Raw genomic sequence first — 16,769 nt, 5'->3', positions numbered from 1 at the left:
GGGTCACTGCCCGGCCGCGGTCAGGCGGCGGCGGAGCCGAAGGCCGCGGCGAGGCGCGCCGTCGGGCCGTCGCCGACCGCGCTCGCGCCGCCGAGCGCCGCGACCTGGAGCACCATCCACGGGCTGAACGCCCACGGCGTGGCGGCGACGCCGCGCGCGACGTCCCGCGGGTCCGCCCAGGCGAGCTCCATCACCTCGTCGGGGTTCGCCTCGACCGGGCCGGCCGCCCGGGCGGCGTAGACGGGGCAGATCTCGTTCTCCACGACGCCCGACGCGTCGACCGCGCGGTAGCGGAACCCCGGGACGGCGACCTCCAGGTCCGCGATCTCGAGCCCGAGCTCGTGCCGCGCGTGGCGGACGATCGACTCCTCGGTCGACTCCGTCCAGCGCGGGTGCCCGCAGAACGAGTTGGTCCACACGCCGGGCCACGTGCGCTTCGCGAGGGCGCGCCGCGTGAGGAGCAGGCGGCCCGCGTCGTCGAGCACATAGCAGGAGAAGGCGAGGTGCAGGGGCGTCTCGGTCGTGTGGACCGCGGCGCGCTCGAAGGTGCCGGTCCGGCGGCCCTGGTCGTCGACGGTGACGACGTGGTCGGCGGCGACGGGGACGTGCGAGGTCATGCGGCCACTCTCGCACACGCCGCTCGCGGACCGGCAACCCCCTCCGGCAGCGACGGTGAGCGGGGTCACTCCGCCGGGTGCGCGCACGACCTTGCCGGACCCTCCGGGGCGTGAATTAAGGTGAGGGTAACCTCACTAGTGATGACCCGCCGGGCCGAGCGCCCCCGAGCAGATCCGAGCACCATGACCTCGCCCGCGACCGCCGCCACGACGGCCGACGTCCCCGGCGGCACGGCACCGGCCGGGACCGACCCCGCCGACCGCCCGGCCGGGGTCGCCCGCACGAACGCGGGGCGCAGCGTCGGCCTCCTCGTCGCCCTCGCGGTCCTCGTGCTCGCGGTCGTGCTGAGCCTCGTCGTCGGGTCGAAGCCGGTCCCGCTCGGCACGGTCTGGGACGCCCTCACGGGCTACGACGGCTCGGGCGACCACGTGATCATCCGCGACCTGCGCCTCCCGCGGACGGTCGTCGGGCTGCTCGTCGGCACCGCGCTCGGCGTCTCCGGCGCCCTCATCCAGGCCATGACGCGCAACCCCCTGGCCGACCCGGGCATCCTCGGGGTCAACGCGGGCGCCGCGTTCGCCGTCGTGCTCGCCGTCGCGTTCCTCGGGCTCACCGACATCGGGTCGTTCATCTGGTTCGCGTTCGCGGGCGCCGTCGTCGCGACCGTCGCGGTGTACGCCATCGGGTCGCAGGGCCGCGGGGGAGCGACGCCCGTGCGTCTGACCCTCGCGGGCGTCGCGCTGGGCGCGGTGCTCGGCGGCATCTCGCAGGGCGTCACCCTGCTCGACCCGGCGGCGTTCGACCGCATGCGCTTCTGGGGCGCCGGCTCGCTCGCGGGCCGCACGATGGAGATGGCCGGGACGATCGCGCCGTTCGTCGTGGTCGGGCTCGTCCTCGCGCTCGTCGTCGCGCGCCCCCTCAACACCGTCGCGCTCGGCGACGACCTCGCGAGCTCGCTCGGCGCGCACGTCGGACGCACGCGCGTGCTCGTCGGCGTCGCAGTCATGCTCCTGTGCGGCGCGGCGACGGCCGCCGCCGGACCCATCGCGTTCGTCGGCCTCATGGTGCCGCACGTCGCGCGGTGGACGGTCGGCCCGGACCAGCGCTGGATCCTCCCGTACTCGGCGGTGCTCGCGCCCGTCCTGCTGCTCGTGTCCGACGTCGTCGGCCGCGTCGTCGTCATGCCGGGCGAGCTCCAGGTCGGGATCGTCACGGCGTTCGTCGGGGCCCCGGTCCTCATCGCGCTCGTGCGCCGCTCGAAGGCGAGCGGGCTGTGAGCGCCCCGGTGCAGGACCGTCTCCCCGCCGGGGCGCCCCGCCCGGACCGGCGCGTCGACTTCGGCCGCCCGACGCGCGTCGTGCGCGGCCGGGGCGTGAGCCTGCGGCTCGACGTGCGCACGCTCGCGGTGTGCGGGGCGCTCCTGCTCGTCGCGCTGGCCGTCGGCGTGGTCGCGCTCACCACCGGCGACTACCCGCTCACCGTGCCGCAGGTGCTCCAGGCGCTCGTCGGCGCGGCCGACGGGCCGGTGCACATGGTCGTCGTCGAGTGGCGTCTGCCGCGCGCGCTCATGGCGCTCGTGCTCGGCGCTGCGCTGGGCGCGAGCGGCGCGATCTTCCAGTCGCTCACGCGCAACCCGCTCGGCAGCCCCGACGTCATCGGCTTCAATACCGGCGCGTACACAGGCGCGCTCGTCGTCATCATGCTGCTCGGCGGCGGGTACGTGGGCGTCGCGGCGGGCGCGCTCGTCGGCGGCATCGCCACCGCGGGGGTCGTGTACGTCCTCGCGTACCGGCGCGGCGTCCAGGGCTTCCGGCTCATCATCGTCGGCATCGCGGTCTCGGCGATGCTCGCGTCCGTCAACCAGTGGCTCATCATCAAGGCCGACCTCGAGACCGCGATGGCGGCCGCGGTGTGGGGCGCCGGCTCGCTCAACGGCATGACCTGGGCGCAGGCCGTGCCCGCAGCCGTGCTCGCCGCGCTCCTCGCGCTGCCGCTCGTGTGGCTCGCGCCACGGATGGGCCTGCTCGAGCTGGGCGACGACGCCGCGGCCGCCCTCGGCCTGCGCAGCGAGCGCGTGCGCCTCGCCCTCGTGATCGTCGGCGTGGCGCTCACGGCCCTCGTCACCGCCGCCGCCGGACCGATCGCGTTCGTCGCCCTCGCCGCCCCCCAGCTCGCGCGCCGCCTCACGGGCGCCGCCGGGGTGCGGATCCTCCCGGCCGCCGTCATGGGCGCCGTGCTGCTCGCCGCGAGCGACCTCGTCGCCCAGCGCGCCTTCGCGCCCACCCAGCTCCCCGTCGGCGTCGTGACCGTGAGCGTCGGCGGCGCCTACCTCGTGTGGCTCCTCGTGCGCGAGGCCCGCAAGTGACCACGAACCCGCAGAACGGAAGGCCCCCGGTGGCTCTCACGAACCTCGCGGACGCCCCGAGCGGCGTCCTCGCCGCCGCGTCGACCGACGCGCGCGCGGACCGCGTGCACCCCGCGGACCGCCTGCACGCCGAGGGGGTCACGATCGGGTACGACGATCGTGTCATCTCCGCCGACCTCGACGTGAGCATCCCCGACGGGTCGTTCACGGTGATCGTCGGGCCGAACGCGTGCGGCAAGTCGACGTTGCTGCGCGCGCTGTCGCGCCTGCTCAAGCCGTCGCGGGGGCAGGTCGTGCTCGACGGGCGCTCGATCTCGTCGATCCCCGCGAAGGAGGTCGCGCGCCGCCTCGGCCTCCTGCCGCAGTCGTCGATCGCGCCCGAGGGGATCACCGTCGCGGACCTCGTCGCGCGCGGGCGCTACCCCCACCAGAAGCTGCTGCGCCAGTGGTCGCGCGAGGACGAGGCGGCCGTGGTCGCCGCGCTCGCCGCGACCGGCACCACCGACCTGTCGGGCCGCCTCGTCGACGAGCTCTCCGGCGGCCAGCGCCAGCGCGTGTGGGTCGCGATGGTCCTCGCGCAGGAGACCCCCCTCCTCCTGCTCGACGAGCCGACGACGTTCCTCGACATCGCGCACCAGATCGAGCTGCTCGAGCTGTGCGCCGACCTCAACCGGGACCGCGGGCACACGCTCGTCGCCGTCCTGCACGACCTCAACCACGCGTGCCGCTACGCGACGCATCTCATCGCCATGAAGGACGGCGCGATCGTCGCCGAGGGCGCCCCGGCGGAGGTCGTGACGGCCGAGCTCGTCGAGGACGTGTTCGGCCTCCCGTGCCGCATCATCGCCGACCCCGTGACGGGCACGCCGCTCGTCGTGCCCGAGGGCCGGCCCCGCCGCGCCTGACGCGGCCCCGTCTCCCGGTCGGACCACCCCGCCCGACCGGCCCCCCACCGTCCTGCGCTCGCCCGCACCGCCTCGTCGGAGGAGCACCGCATGACCCGCACGACCCGTCCCTCGTCCACCCTGCCCGGCGCGCGCCGTCCGCGGCGTCGGCCCGCGCGCTCGGTCGCGGCCGCCACGCTCGCGCTCGTTCTCACGGCCGTCGCCGCGGCGTGCTCCCCGAGCACCGACGCGGGCTCCGACGGCGCCGGGGACGGCCGGCCGTCCGCGAGCGCCGACGGCTGGTCGTGGACGTCCTCGGGCCACGGCACGACGTACGAGCTCGACGAGGCGCCGGACCGCCTCGTCGTCGACGGCTACTCGGCCGCCGCGCTGTGGGACTACGGCGTGCGGCCCGACGGGGTGTTCGGGTACGGCTTCTCGGACACCGGGGCGCTGTCGATCGGCAACGCGCGGGTCGACGAGATGGAGGTCGTCGGCACCGACGCCGAGCTCAACCTGGAGAAGCTGCTCGCGCTCGACCCCGACCTCGTGATCGGGTTCGGGACGGAGGACGGCACGGCGTGGCGGTGGTGGGACGAGAAGATCACCGAGGAGGCGACCGCCGTCGCGCCGTTCGTCGGGATGAAGTTCTCCGGCCGCCCCGTCGTCGAGGTGATCGAGGACTACGCGTCGCTCGCGGAGGCGCTCGGCGGCGACGCGGACACCCCGGAGGTCGCCGAGGCGCGCGCCGCGTTCGACGAGCGCCTCGACACCCTGCGGGCGATCGCGGCGGAGAAGCCGCTGACGATCCTGCCGCTCAACGGGGCCGAGGAGCTGTGGGTCGGGCAGCGGACCCTGGGCCAGCTCGCGCTGCTGGAGGAGCTGGGCTTCACGATCGGCGGCCCGCAGGACGAGGAGGCCTGGGCGGAGCTGAGCTGGGAGCGCGTGCCGGACTACCCGGCGGACGTCGTGCTCAGCTACACCGGCTCCGACGAGGCCATGGCGGCGAACCCCGTCTACGCGGGCTTGCCCGCGGTGCAGGCGGGGCAGGTCGTGGGCTGGGACGACAAGCGCCCGTTCACGTGGGCGAGCTACGTCGAGTGGTTCGACGAGCTCATCGCGGTGCTCGACGGCGCCGAGGTCGTCTCGGGACCGCCCGCGTCCTGACCGTCCCACCAGTCGAGGACGACGGTCGCGTGGTACGTGAGCCAGCGCGACGGCTCACCCGCGGGTGCGTCGACCTCGAACCACACGCGGCCCGGGTGGCGCCGGCCCTGGAGCCAGGTGCCGTCCGGGCGCCGCGCGCGGCGGACGTGCTCGACCGCGTCCGCCGCGCGCGGGTCCGGCGGCGTCCCGTCGAGCAGCGACGCCGCGCGCAGGTAGACCAGCGCGTTGAGCACGCTGTAGTACCAGCGGAACGGGTAGGCGAGGCGGAACGCCCAGTCCCCGACGGGCTCGCCGGTGCCGAGCCGCCGGAACAGGCCGCGGCGGAGCAGGTACTCCTCGCCGGTGCGCCGCGCGGCGCGCAGCTCGTCGGTCGCCCCGGCGTGCTCCTGGTAGGCGAGGAGGCCCTTGAGCGCGTTGAGCGTCGAGTGGTACGACGACACGGTCGCGCCCTCGACCCACGCGCAGTTCCACCCGCCGTCGGGCAGCCGCCCGTCGAGGACGGTGCGGAGCAGCCCGGACACGTCGACGCCGAGCCACGCGCCCGCGGCGAGCGTGTACCCGTTGATGCACCAGTCGACCTCGCCGCCCCAGTAGGGCAGGTCGTCGTACTCCCAGCGGCAGTGCTCGGCGAGCAGCTCGGGCGTGCGACGCGCGCGGAGCACCTCGGGGTCGAGCCCCCACTCGCGCAGCGCGACGAGCGACCAGGTGGTCGCGGTCCAGGGCTGGCCCTCCTCGGGCCTGCCCTCGGCGTCCGGCGCGGTCGCGCCGTCCCCGCCGACGTCCGCGGGGAAGTACGCGCCGCCCGCCCACTGCCCGTCGGGGTCCTGGAGCGCGAGGAGCCGGGCGCCGAAGCCCTCGGTCGCGACGCGCGCCCGCGTCGCCCGCCACACGGAGGGCGGGGCGTGCACGACGTCGCGCTCCACCTGCCAGCGCAGCGCCGGGTCGGCGTCGAGGAGCCAGCCGACGACGTCGCCGTCGACGGGGCCTCCGGGCGTTCGGTCGGCCATCCCGTCACGCTACGCCGGGGGACGGCCGACCGCCGTCCGTCAGACGAAGCCGAACACGGGCGGGAACACGAGGGCGACGACCGCCGCCCACCCCGCGTAGACGGGGAGGAAGCGCGTCTGCCACGCGACGAGGTCGGCGAACGGCCGGCGCCCGCGGAGGAACGCGGTCGCGAGCACAGCCGACCACGCGAGGTGGACGAGCAGCAGGAGGTTGAGCCCGAGCGCTGCCGCCTTGTTGGGGCTCACGCCGAACTCGGCGATGCGTGTGAGCATCGCGGTGAGCGCGACCGCGTCGACGGCGAGCGCCGCGCCGACGAGGACCACCAGGAGCCCGTCGAAGAACGACCCGGGGGCGAGCGGGTCGCGTGCGGAGACGGAGTAGAGGAGCAGGCACAGGACGAGCACGAGGATCGCGTCCATGAGGATGAGCAGCTCGCGGTCGACGGCCGCGAGGTTCCCCGCGGTCGCGAGGACGACGAACGCGGCGAGGAGCATGACGAGCGTCAGCGGCGTGAACACGCGCGTGAGCACGGGCGCGATGTTCTCGACGACGTTCTGCTTCGCCTCGACGAGCCAGGCGGCCACGATGAGCGCCGCCGGGACGCACAGGGTGAGGATCCAGGTGTCGAGGTACGGCTCGAGGTCGACGCCGGCGAGCGAGAAGACCCCGATGGTCAGGCCGAGCAGGACCCCGCCACCGAGCGCGATGAGCGTGTAGTACACGGCGAGCTCGCCCGTGAACCGCACGAAGTCCATGCGGCGCGCGTCCGAGCGCCACCGCCCGCCCACGTAGGCGAGCCCGACGACGGCCCACAGCGTCACCGGGGCGGCGAGCGCCGCGAGCACGAAGGTCGAGTCCGTGGGCTCGAACGGGTACGCGTTGAGGACGACGCCCAGCACGACGAACGGCACGACGAGCACGCCGACGACGCGCAGCGTGACCTGCCGCTTCCACGCGAGGTAGGCCGTGAGGAACGGCAGCACGAGGAGCCCGACGTTGAGCCCGACCGTCTCCCAGGGCAGGAGCACGGTCGCCACCTTGACCGTGACGCCCACCGCGACGGCGAGCCCGAGCACCACCGCGAGCTCGCGCCACGAGCGGGTGCGGCCCGCCTGCTCTCCCACGAGGACGAGCTGCTTCCACAGACGCTCGGAGTGCTCCTGCGCGAACTCGCGCGACAGGTCGTCGAGCGTGCCCATGCGCTTCACGGCGACGAGGAACGCCTCGTCGTCGTCGAGGCCCGTGGCCCGGAGGTCCTCGACCCGCTCGCGCAGGTGGTCCTCCATCTCGTCGACGTCCGCGGCGGAGATCGCCTCCCGGCGCCGGACGTACCCGCGCCACTGGTCGATCTGGGCCTCGAGCGCGGCGTGCGGGCCGGGGCTCGCCCCGTCCGTCGGCGCGGTCGCGGCGCCCATCAGGCCCACCCCTCCGCGACGCGCGGCGGGCTCTGGAGCCCGTCCTGGGCGGAGCGCCACACCTGCTGGAGCGCGTGCGCGACGACGTCCCACTGCGCCTGGCGCTCGACGAGCGCCTCGCGCCCCGCGGCGGTGATCGCGTAGTGCTTGCGGCGCCGGCCGACGTCGGACGTGCCCCACGACGCCTCGACGAGCCCGAGGCGCTCCAGCCGGTGCAGCAGCGGGTACAGCATGCCGTCGGTCCACTGCATCCGCCCGCCCGAGAGCTCGTCCACGCGCTTGAGGATCGCGTAGCCGTAGGACTCGCCGTCGGCGAGGATCCCGAGCACGAGCGGGGTGGCCGAGGCGGCCACGAGGTCCTTGTCGATACGCATGACGCTCCTATGCCTAGCTGTTCTAGGGGTTACGACCCTAGCAGTTCTAGGTGTGCGGAGCGGACCGGTCGTGCGCCTCGCGCAGAGGATCGGGCCGGTGCCGCCCGCTCGCCGCGGTCGACCCGAGCTCGACGTCCCCCACCGCGCTCGACGCTCCCGCGGTCCGTGGGTCCCGGCGGTCGGCGACCAGCGCCGACGTGCCTCGACTACCGGTTGCGCGCCGCACCGTCCACCGCCGTGGCGAGGTCCGGCGTGAAGGCGAAGATCGTGCCGCCCTCCTGGCTGACCCACCATCGACCGCAGAGCATGGTGGTCCGCGCCTCCTGGTCGTCCGGCCACCAGTCGGCCTCGAGCGTCCTCACTTCGGCCATCTTGTCGACCGGGACGCGCTTGGTCCGCTCGTCCGACCTGTACGCCGCGACCAGCTCCTCCCGGGACGGCGCGCCCTCCTCGGCGACGGGCCGGCACTCGCCGGACAGGTCGCCGTCGTAGGACGCGACGAGGAGCCGCTCCGCGCCCGTGGCCCGCTGCAGGACGACGACGTCCGTCGCCTCGTCGGGCACCCAGTCCGCGAGCAGGCCAGACTCCTTCCCGCTCGCGCCGTCGCTCGCCTTCTTCTCGACCACCTCGCTCGGGACGACGCCGCACGCCCCGAGCAGGAGGGTGGCGGGGACCGCGAGGGCGAGTGCGAGGGAGGCGGGACGCGGACGGGCGGCAAGGGTGTCGTTGACCATGCGTCGATCGTCGTCCGTGGCCGATCGGCGCGGCGTCGGCCCGTGGCCGGACCTGGATGCGCGCACCGTCGTGCCACGGGACGAGAAGCGGTCATGCCACGGGCGTCGGCGTGCAGTACCGGCAGCGGGTGCGGGACACGACGTCCCGGACGCAGAAAGTCCCGGCCAGGAGAACCTGACCGGGACTCTTCGAAGGTGTTGCGGCCCTGAAGCCGAAACCCTCGTCACGTGCGCGAGGGGGGAGTTGAACCCCCACGCCCTTTCGGGCACACGGACCTGAACCGTGCGCGTCTGCCTATTCCGCCACTCGCGCGTGCCGCAGAAGACTAGCACGACGCGAGGGACCGACCGGCACCGCGCCGTCCTGCGTGACGCCCGCCACCCGGACGCACCACGGCGCGAGCCCGTCGTCGACCACGACCTTCATCGCCCTCGAGCATGCCGTCGCTCCCGGGAAGAGCGGCGAGACGACAGCAACCTCGCGCTCGGCGGGGGAGCGGACGCCCGACGTTCACACGCTCCGCCACGAAAGCGCCACATCCGTCCGGTAATCGTCCGACGAAACGGGCCTGCTGGTCCGACGCGATCGATACGATCTAGGTAGTCTGCCCGGACGCGGGTGCGCGCGGGGGGCCACCGGAGAGAGGGCGCCGGCAGAGCAGACGAGATCCGCGCGGCGCGAGCCGCGGCACGAGCGAGCACGAGGGAGGAGGTGGCATGGGAGTCCTGGACCGCTTCGAGAAGGGCGTCGAGCGGGTCGTGAACAACGCCTTCGCCAAGGTGGGACGCAGCGAGGTCAAGCCCGTCGAGCTCGCGAGCGCGCTGCGGCGCGAGGTCGACGACCGCGCCGCCGTCGTCGACCGCGAGCGCACGGTCGTGCCCAACGAGTTCACCATCGAGCTGTCGGTGGACGACTTCGGCCAGGTCGAGGGGTGGGGCGCGGAGACCCTCGCCGACGAGCTGGCGTCGAACGTCACCCAGTACGCCGCGTCGCAGCACTACGCGTTCGTCGGGCCCGTGAGCGTGAGCTTCGAGCAGAACGACACGCTCGACGTCGGCCGCTTCCAGCTCCGCTCGGCGAGCGTGCGCGGCAACGTCGCACCCGCCACGACGGCGTCCCCGAGCACGCGCCACCCGCTCGTCGACATCGACGGGCAGCGCTACCTGCTCACCGGCCCGGTCACGGTGATCGGCCGCGGCTCGGAGGCCGACATCGTCGTCGACGACCCGGGCGTCTCGCGGCGCCACCTGGAGATCCGGGTGACCCCGGAGGGCGTGATCGCGACGGACCTCGGCTCCACGAACGGCCTGTTCGTCGAGGGGCACCAGGTGCCGGCAGCGACGCTGCTCGACGGGAACTCCCTGACGATCGGCCGGACCCGCATCATGTTCTGGACCGGCGCGTCCGACAACGAGGAGTGGTGATCCGGCCCGCATGACCGATCTCACGTTCACCCTGCTCCGGCTGGGCTACCTGGTGCTGCTCTGGGTGTTCGTGCTCTCCGCGATCGGCGTGCTGCGTCGGGACCTGTACGGCACGAAGATCACGCCGCGCCGCGGCAAGAAGGGCGGTCCCGCACCCGCCGCCCGCCCGACGTCGGGCCCCACCCCGGCCGCGCCGGAGCCCTCGCGGCCCGTCGCGCCCGCGGGCCCGTCGCGGCTCGTCGTCACCGCCGGCCCGCTGACCGGCACGACGATCCCGCTCACGACGTCGTCGATCCTCATCGGCCGCGCGCCGAGCTGCACGCTCGTCCTCGACGACGACTACTCGTCGTCGCGCCACGCCCGCATCTTCCCGCAGCACGGGTCCTGGTTCGTCGAGGACCTCGGCTCCACGAACGGCACCTACGTCGAGGACCAGCGGATCGCCCAGGTCACCCCCCTGGGCCCGGGGACGCGGGTGCGGATCGGTCAGTCCGTCGTCGAGCTGCAGAGGTAGCCCGCAGTGAACATCGCCCTGCGCTACGCCGCGCGCTCCGACGTCGGGCTCGTGCGCTCCAACAACCAGGACTCCGGCTACGCGGGCCCGCACCTGCTCGTCGTCGCGGACGGCATGGGCGGCCACGCGGGGGGCGACGTCGCCTCCTCCATCGCGATCGCCGCGCTCGCGCCGCTCGACGGCGAGTCGCACGGCCCGGACGACGCGCTGGCCGAGCTCGAGCGCTCGATCGACCACGCCCGTCAGGACCTCGTGGACCGCAGCGTGACCGACCCGGAGCTGGTCGGCATGGGCACGACCGTCACCGCGATCCTGCGCGCGGGCAACAAGCTCGCCATGGCGCACCTCGGCGACTCGCGCGCCTACCTGCTGCGCGACGGCGAGCTGAACCAGGTCACGACGGACCACACGTTCGTGCAGCACCTCGTCGACACGGGGCGCATCTCGGCGGACGAGGCGGAGACCCACCCCCAGCGCAACGTCGTCATGCGCGTGCTGGGCGATTTCGACATCGACCTCACGCCGGACATGTCCGTCCGCGAGGCGAAGCCGGGCGACCGGTGGCTCCTGTGCTCGGACGGCCTCTCGGGCTTCGTCAGCCAGGAGACCATCGCGCAGACGCTCACCGAGACGGACGACGTCGACGCGTGCGCCGACCACCTGCTCCAGCTCGCGCTGCGCGCGGGCAGCACGGACAACGTGACGGTCGTCGTCGCGGACGTCGTGGACGTCGACGCCCTGCCCGACGGCGGGGCGCCCGGCACGGGCGCGCAGGTCGTGGGGTCCGCGGCGATCGACCGCGACGCCCCGACGTCGGCAGCGGACGGCCCGGCGGCCCGCGCGGCCGCGCTCATGGCGAGCACCAAGGCGACCGCACCGACCGAGGAGCCGGACGCCGACGCGCCGGACGAGGACGGTGCGGAGGCCCGGACCGCCGTCGAGGGCTCCGGCGACGACGAGGACGACGTGCGCCCCGGTCGCGCCCCCCGGCGCTGGATCACCGTGGTCGCGATCCTGCTCGTGGTCGCGGGCCTGGGTGCCGCCGGCTGGGCGGGGTACCGCTGGACGCAGTCGCAGTACTACGTGGGCGTCGCCGACGGCCAGGTCGCGGTGTTCCGCGGCATCCCCGAGAACGCGGGCCCGGTCACGCTGTCGACCCCGATCGAGCTCACGGGCACGCGCGTCGACGACCTGCCGGGCTACGTCGTCGACCGCCTGGAGACCACGATCCCCGCGGAGTCGCTCGAGGACGCCCGCGCCCGCGCGGAGCGGCTGGTCGCCGAGGCCGCGGAGGACACCACCGAGACCCCCGCGACCGACGGCTCGACCGACACGCCGGACGGGACCACGGACGGCGCGGCGACGGGGACCCCGGAGGCCGACGCGCCGAGCGTGACCCCGGCGCCCGCCGACGGCGCCGGCTCGGGGGCCTGATGGCCACGGTGGAGACCACCGAGGTGCGCCCCGGCCGGGGTGCGGAGCTCGGTCTGCTCGTCCTCGCGCTCGCGCTGGGCATCGGGGCGTACGCGCTCGTGGGTCTGCAGCTCACGGGCGAGCTCCCGGGCCGCTTCTACGTGTACAGCATCGGGACGGTGGTGCTCGCGGGCGCCGCGCACGTGCTGCTGCGCTTCAAGGCGCCGTACGCGGACCCGGTGATCCTGCCGATCGCCGTCGCGCTCAACGGCATCGGCCTCGCCATGATCTTCCGCCTCGACCTGGGCTCGCAGGTCACGGGCGGCACCCAGGACCTCGCGCCGCGCCAGCTCCAGTGGACGGCGCTCGGCATCCTCTGCGCGTTCGCCCTCGTCTGGTTCCTGCGCGACCACCGCACCCTGCGCCGCTACACGTACACCGCGATGATCGCGGGCATCGTGCTCGTCGCGCTGCCGCTCGTCCCGGGCCTGGGCACCCGCATCAACGGCGCCCAGATCTGGATCAACCTGTTCGGCTTCTCGCTCCAGCCGGCCGAGTTCGCCAAGGTCGCGTTCGCGATCTTCTTCGCGGGGTACCTCGTGACGAACCGCGACACGCTCGCGCTCGCCGGCCCCCGCGTGCTCGGCCTCCAGCTCCCGCGCCTGCGCGATCTCGGGCCGATCATCATCGTCTGGCTCGTCTCGCTCGCGATCCTCGTGTTCGAGCGCGACCTCGGGACCTCGCTCCTGTTCTTCGGCCTGTTCGTCGCGATGCTCTACATCGCGACCGAGCGCGTGAGCTGGGTCGTCATCGGTCTGCTCCTCATCGCGGTCGGCGCGGTGCTGGCAGCCTCGACGTTCGGGCACGTGCAGGCGCGCGTCGACGTGTGGCTGCACCCGTTCGACCCGGAGATCTTCGGCCGCAGCCCGGGTGGCTCGGGCCAGCTCGTGGGCGGCCTGTTCTCGCTCGGCAACGGCGGGCTCTTCGGCACGGGCTGGGGCGCCGGCTACCCGCGCACGGTCCCGTACGCGTTCTCCGACTTCATCTATGCGTCGCTCGGCGAGGAGCTCGGGCTCACGGGCCTCATCGGCATCCTGCTCGCCTACCTCGTCCTCGTGGAGCGCGGCCTGCGCACCGCGATCGGCGTGCGCGACGGGTTCGGCAAGCTGCTCGCGGGCGGGCTCGCGTTCGTCATGGCGTGGCAGCTCTTCGTCGTGGTCGGCGGGATCACGCGGATCATCCCGCTCACCGGCCTGACCATGCCGTTCGTCGCCCAGGGCGGGTCGTCGCTCCTCGCGAACTGGCTCGTCGTCGGGCTGCTGCTGCGCATCTCCGACGACGCGCGCCGCCCCTCCTCCCTGCCCGTGCGCGGGCAGGTCGCGCCCGGCGGCGCGCGCAGCCGCACCGACTCGGACCCGGTCGCGGGCGGCGGCGCGGCCGTGGGCGCCCTGCCCGACGACGCACCCACCACGGTCGGCGCGCCCACCGTCCCCGGTCCCGCCACGGGCCCCACGCGCGCGACGACGGGCGTCCAGCCCGCGGTCGGCCGCACCGGGGAGGTCCCCGACCACCCCGACGACCTGCGCACGGAGGTCGTCCGCCGGCCGGACGCCGCCACCGAGACCGACCGCGACCCCTGGGGAGGAGCCCGGTGAACGTCCCCCTGCGTCGCGTCGCGACCGTCGTCCTCGTGATGTTCCTCGCGCTCATGGTGTCGACGACGTACATCCAGTTCGTCCAGGCCGACTCGCTCAACAACGACTCGCGCAACGCCCGCACCATCTACCGCGAGTACAACAAGTTCCGCGGCCCGATCGTCGTCGCGGGCGACGCCATCGCGTCCTCGACCCCGGTGGACGACGCGTTCGGCTTCCAGCGCCAGTACTCGAACGGCCCGCTCTACGCGCCCGTCTCCGGCTTCCTGTCGCTCACCAACGGGCGCACGGAGATCGAGGACAAGGAGAACGACTACCTCAACGGCGAGGCGAGCTCGCTGTGGCTCGACCGCCTGAGCGCGCTCTTCACCGGGCAGCAGCCGCAGGGCGCGTCCGTCGAGCTGACGATCGACCCGGCGGCCCAGCAGGCCGCGTGGGACGCGCTGGGCGACCAGCGCGGCGCCGTCGTCGCGATCGAGCCGAAGACGGGCCGCGTCCTCGCGCTCGTGTCCAAGCCCAGCTACGACCCGAACGAGCTCGCGACGCACGACACCGCCCTCGCGCGCCAGCGCTACCAGGAGCTGCTCAACGCCGAGGGCAACCCGATGTCGAACCGGGCCATCCGCGGCAACACGTACCCGCCGGGCTCGACGTTCAAGATCGTCACCTCGGCCGCGGCGCTCGAGAGCGGGCAGTACACGGCCGAGACCGTGATCCCGGCGCCGGACGAGCTGCCGTACCCCCAGTCGACCCAGACGATGAAGAACTTCGGCGGCACGCGCTGCTCGCCCACGGGCGAGATGACCCTCGCGGACGCGCTGCGCATCTCGTGCAACACCGCGTTCGGCGACCTCGCCATGACCCTCGGCGAGGACGCGATGCGCGACCAGGCCGAGGACTTCGGCTTCGACGCCTCGCTCGAGATCCCCATGGACGTCACGCCGAGCCGCTTCCCCGCCGAGGGCACGCCGGGCGCGGACGCCGCCGGGATCGCGCGCGCCGGCATCGGCCAGGGCGAGGTCAAGGTCACGCCGCTCCAGATGGCGATGGTCGCCGCCGCGATCGCGAACGACGGCGTGCAGATGGCCCCGTACACGGTGGAGACGATCCGCAACCCCGACCTCGACGTCGTCCGGCAGTCGGAGCCGCGCCGTCTGCGCACCTCGGTCTCCCCGTCGACGGCGGAGCAGCTCACCCAGATGATGGTGGGCGTCGTGCAGAACGGCTCCGGCAAGTCGGCGCAGATCCCGGGCGTGCAGGTCGCGGGCAAGACGGGCACCGCCGAGACGGGCGGCGAGGCCGCTCCGCACGCGTGGTTCACGAGCTTCGCCCCCGCCGACGACCCCCAGGTCGCGGTCGCGGTCATCGTCGAGAACGGCGGCTCGATGGGCAACGAGGCGACGGGCGGCGCGATCGCCGCGCCGATCGCCCGCGCCGTCATGGAGGCGGTGTTGAACGGATGAAGCCGGTCCGGGGGCTGACGCTCGGCAACCGCTACCGCCTGGTGCGGCGCATCGCCGTCGGCGGCATGGGCGAGGTGTGGGTCGCGGCCGACGACGCGCTCGGCCGCGAGGTCGCGGTCAAGGTCCTGCGGAGCGAGTACGCGGGCAACGAGGACTTCCTCAACCGCCTGCGCACCGAGGCCCGCAACAGCGCGGCGCTCTCGCACCCCAACATCGCGCAGATGTACGACTACGGCGAGACCAACGGCTCCGGGTACCTCGTCATGGAGCTCGTCGTGGGCGAGCCCATGGCGGACCTGCTGGAGCGCGAGCCGGTGCTCCCGCCCGCGCGGCTCCTCCCGATCCTCGCGCAGACCGCCCGCGCGCTGCACGCCGCCCACCTGTCCGGCGTCGTGCACCGGGACGTCAAGCCGGGCAACATCCTCATCGACCGCTCCGGCACGGTGAAGATCACCGACTTCGGGGTCTCCCTCGCGGCCAACCAGGTCCCGATGACGGCGACGGGCATGGTCATGGGCACGGCCCAGTACCTGTCGCCCGAGCAGGCGGTCGGCCAGGCCGCGACCGGGGCCTCGGACATCTACGCGCTCGGCATCGTCGCGTACGAGTCGATCGCGGGGAACCGGCCGTTCACGGGGTCCACGCCGGTCGACATCGCGGTCGCGCACGTCAACGAGCCGGTGCCGCCGCTGCCCACGTCGGTCGACCCGGAGCTCGGCGAGCTCGTCATGGTCATGCTCGCCAAGGACCCGCTGGCGCGGCCTCACCCGGCCGACGCGCTCGCGCGCGTCTTCGAGGGCATCGGCGCGCGCCTCGCGAGCGACCCCTGGTCCGCCCGCACAGGGGCGCCCGCCCCGACGCGACGCGCGCGCCGGGCCCGCACCACCGCCGACGACGTCCCCGCGCCCGAGCCGGACCCGGCACCCGTCATCACCCCGCTCGTCATCCCGGCCGCGGTGCGCGACCCGCACGCGCCCGACCCGACGAGCCCGTGGGTCGCCCCCGCGCCGCGCCGCGCCGCGCACGCCGCGTCGGCGGGGGAGACGGCGGACGTGCCGCCGTCGGCCGGCACCCCGCCCGGGCCGCCCGACGACGACGCGACCCACGTCCGGCCGCTCGGCCGGCACGGCGGGACGGTCCCGGCGACCGCCGAGCCCGTCCCCCCGGCACCGCCCGCCCCGGACGACGCCGCACCCGGCCCCGCCCTCCCGTGGGAACGCCCCGTCCCCGCCGCCCCGGCGGACGACCCGGGGGCTCCGCGGTCGTACCCGCCGCGTCGCGAGATGCACGGCCCGACGCGCTCCTCACGACGACCGCAGCCCACCCGCGCGGGCACACGCCCTGCCGGTGCGCCCGGGCGTCCGGCGAGCCCGACGCACGCCGAGCCCGTCGCCCCCGCGACCCGCGCCGAGGCGCGCCGTCAGTCGCAGTCGGCACCCGTACCCTCACGCTCCGCGGGACGCCGCACGTCGACCACGACGGGCCGCCGCCTGGGTGGCCTGCCCAACGGCCTGACCTGGCCCCTCGTCGCCCTCCTGGGTCTCCTGCTCGTGCTGGTGATCGCGACGATCGCCACGCTCGGGGACCGGGACGGCGACGGCGGCGACGCCGCCCCCGTGCGGGGCGCGGAGACCTCCGTCGAGGTCGTCGCGTCCGACGCCGAGAGGCTCCCCGGACGGGTGACATCGTGACGACATCGTGCTGTTCCCTGCGTGACCGCAGGGCCCCGGGTGG

At 74.5% G+C, this 16,769-nt stretch carries 15 protein-coding genes and 1 tRNA gene; 10 read left to right on the top strand and 6 right to left on the bottom strand.

Annotated elements, in window-relative coordinates:
* Positions 1–20: 20 nt before the first annotated feature.
* Positions 21–617 carry an isopentenyl-diphosphate Delta-isomerase gene (gene idi, locus ABIE39_RS14725; protein ID WP_175009400.1) on the bottom strand — a complete coding sequence of 199 codons (597 nt, stop codon included), beginning with the start codon at positions 615–617 and terminating at the stop codon, positions 21–23.
* A 183-nt stretch (positions 618–800) separates the two neighbouring features.
* Here idi and ABIE39_RS14720 point away from each other — a divergent pair, with 183 nt between their 5' ends.
* From ABIE39_RS14720 to ABIE39_RS14705, 4 genes are all read left to right on the top strand, one after another.
* Complete coding sequence (locus tag ABIE39_RS14720) at positions 801–1,895, top strand: iron chelate uptake ABC transporter family permease subunit (protein WP_175009401.1); 1,095 nt, start codon at positions 801–803, stop codon at positions 1,893–1,895.
* The gene (gene fepG / locus ABIE39_RS14715; protein ID WP_354052334.1) at positions 1,892–2,983 is read left to right on the top strand and encodes an iron-enterobactin ABC transporter permease; all 1,092 of its coding nucleotides are present in this window, start codon (positions 1,892–1,894) and stop codon (positions 2,981–2,983) included. The genes ABIE39_RS14720 and fepG overlap by 4 nt, the downstream gene beginning before the upstream one ends.
* 104 nt (positions 2,984–3,087) lie before the next feature.
* On the top strand, positions 3,088–3,888 hold the full coding sequence (locus ABIE39_RS14710) for an ABC transporter ATP-binding protein (protein ID WP_209829442.1): 801 nt from the start codon (positions 3,088–3,090) through the stop codon (positions 3,886–3,888).
* 90 nt (positions 3,889–3,978) lie between these two features.
* A complete protein-coding gene (locus ABIE39_RS14705; protein WP_175009403.1) occupies positions 3,979–5,034 on the top strand; it encodes an ABC transporter substrate-binding protein in 1,056 nt (351 codons plus the stop codon).
* On the opposite strand, the gene ABIE39_RS14700 is transcribed toward ABIE39_RS14705, so the two are convergent.
* From ABIE39_RS14700 to ABIE39_RS14680, 5 genes are all read right to left on the bottom strand, one after another.
* Positions 4,959–6,041 carry a squalene cyclase gene (locus ABIE39_RS14700; protein ID WP_209829380.1) on the bottom strand — a complete coding sequence of 361 codons (1,083 nt, stop codon included), beginning with the start codon at positions 6,039–6,041 and terminating at the stop codon, positions 4,959–4,961. The two genes, ABIE39_RS14705 and ABIE39_RS14700, sit on opposite strands and share 76 nt — an antisense overlap.
* Before the next feature lie 39 nt (positions 6,042–6,080).
* The gene (locus tag ABIE39_RS14695) at positions 6,081–7,457 is read right to left on the bottom strand and encodes a permease prefix domain 1-containing protein (protein WP_354052332.1); all 1,377 of its coding nucleotides are present in this window, start codon (positions 7,455–7,457) and stop codon (positions 6,081–6,083) included.
* A complete protein-coding gene (locus tag ABIE39_RS14690) occupies positions 7,457–7,831 on the bottom strand; it encodes a PadR family transcriptional regulator (RefSeq protein ID WP_024841614.1) in 375 nt (124 codons plus the stop codon). Before ABIE39_RS14690 ends, ABIE39_RS14695 begins: the two co-directional genes overlap by 1 nt.
* Before the next feature lie 206 nt (positions 7,832–8,037).
* Positions 8,038–8,565, bottom strand: a complete 528-nt coding sequence (locus ABIE39_RS14685) for a hypothetical protein (protein ID WP_354052330.1) — start codon at positions 8,563–8,565, stop codon at positions 8,038–8,040.
* A gap of 229 nt (positions 8,566–8,794) precedes the next feature.
* Positions 8,795–8,878 (bottom strand) — tRNA-Leu (locus ABIE39_RS14680).
* 404 nt (positions 8,879–9,282) lie between these two features.
* Here ABIE39_RS14680 and ABIE39_RS14675 point away from each other — a divergent pair.
* From ABIE39_RS14675 to ABIE39_RS14650, 6 genes are read left to right on the top strand one after another with little or no spacing between them, the layout of a single operon-like run.
* Positions 9,283–9,990 carry an FHA domain-containing protein gene (locus tag ABIE39_RS14675; RefSeq protein WP_021480387.1) on the top strand — a complete coding sequence of 236 codons (708 nt, stop codon included), beginning with the start codon at positions 9,283–9,285 and terminating at the stop codon, positions 9,988–9,990.
* Positions 9,991–10,000: 10 nt separating this feature from the next.
* On the top strand, positions 10,001–10,504 hold the full coding sequence (locus tag ABIE39_RS14670) for an FHA domain-containing protein FhaB/FipA (RefSeq protein WP_175009407.1): 504 nt from the start codon (positions 10,001–10,003) through the stop codon (positions 10,502–10,504).
* Between the two features lie 6 nt (positions 10,505–10,510).
* A complete protein-coding gene (locus ABIE39_RS14665; RefSeq protein WP_108050900.1) occupies positions 10,511–11,938 on the top strand; it encodes a Stp1/IreP family PP2C-type Ser/Thr phosphatase in 1,428 nt (475 codons plus the stop codon).
* Positions 11,938–13,572: an FtsW/RodA/SpoVE family cell cycle protein gene (locus tag ABIE39_RS14660; protein WP_354052327.1), complete on the top strand. Its 1,635-nt coding sequence runs from the start codon at positions 11,938–11,940 to the stop codon at positions 13,570–13,572. Before ABIE39_RS14665 ends, ABIE39_RS14660 begins: the two co-directional genes overlap by 1 nt.
* A complete protein-coding gene (locus ABIE39_RS14655; RefSeq protein WP_074804024.1) occupies positions 13,569–15,035 on the top strand; it encodes a peptidoglycan D,D-transpeptidase FtsI family protein in 1,467 nt (488 codons plus the stop codon). The genes ABIE39_RS14660 and ABIE39_RS14655 overlap by 4 nt, the downstream gene beginning before the upstream one ends.
* A complete protein-coding gene (locus ABIE39_RS14650; RefSeq protein ID WP_354052324.1) occupies positions 15,032–16,726 on the top strand; it encodes a serine/threonine-protein kinase in 1,695 nt (564 codons plus the stop codon). Before ABIE39_RS14655 ends, ABIE39_RS14650 begins: the two co-directional genes overlap by 4 nt.
* Positions 16,727–16,769: the final 43 nt, after the last annotated feature.

It is taken from the genome of Cellulosimicrobium sp. 4261 (assembly GCF_040546915.1).
Lineage (GTDB): Bacteria > Actinomycetota > Actinomycetes > Actinomycetales > Cellulomonadaceae > Cellulosimicrobium > Cellulosimicrobium cinnabarinum.
Note: the sequence above shows the minus strand (reverse complement) of the source record. Positions and strands in the feature narration are given on the sequence as shown.

Excerpts from the sequence above, each read along its gene's own strand:
- idi (WP_175009400.1), bottom strand. The coding sequence starts at position 617 with ATGACCTCGCACGTCCCCGTCGCCGCCGACCACGTCGTCACCGTCGAC.
- ABIE39_RS14720 (WP_175009401.1), top strand. The coding sequence starts at position 801 with ATGACCTCGCCCGCGACCGCCGCCACGACGGCCGACGTCCCCGGCGGC.
- ABIE39_RS14705 (WP_175009403.1), top strand. The coding sequence starts at position 3,979 with ATGACCCGCACGACCCGTCCCTCGTCCACCCTGCCCGGCGCGCGCCGT.
- ABIE39_RS14700 (WP_209829380.1), bottom strand. The coding sequence starts at position 6,041 with ATGGCCGACCGAACGCCCGGAGGCCCCGTCGACGGCGACGTCGTCGGC.
- ABIE39_RS14695 (WP_354052332.1), bottom strand. The coding sequence starts at position 7,457 with ATGGGCGCCGCGACCGCGCCGACGGACGGGGCGAGCCCCGGCCCGCAC.
- ABIE39_RS14690 (WP_024841614.1), bottom strand. The coding sequence starts at position 7,831 with ATGCGTATCGACAAGGACCTCGTGGCCGCCTCGGCCACCCCGCTCGTG.
- ABIE39_RS14685 (WP_354052330.1), bottom strand. The coding sequence starts at position 8,565 with ATGGTCAACGACACCCTTGCCGCCCGTCCGCGTCCCGCCTCCCTCGCA.
- ABIE39_RS14675 (WP_021480387.1), top strand. The coding sequence starts at position 9,283 with ATGGGAGTCCTGGACCGCTTCGAGAAGGGCGTCGAGCGGGTCGTGAAC.
- ABIE39_RS14670 (WP_175009407.1), top strand. The coding sequence starts at position 10,001 with ATGACCGATCTCACGTTCACCCTGCTCCGGCTGGGCTACCTGGTGCTG.
- ABIE39_RS14660 (WP_354052327.1), top strand. The coding sequence starts at position 11,938 with ATGGCCACGGTGGAGACCACCGAGGTGCGCCCCGGCCGGGGTGCGGAG.
- ABIE39_RS14650 (WP_354052324.1), top strand. The coding sequence starts at position 15,032 with ATGAAGCCGGTCCGGGGGCTGACGCTCGGCAACCGCTACCGCCTGGTG.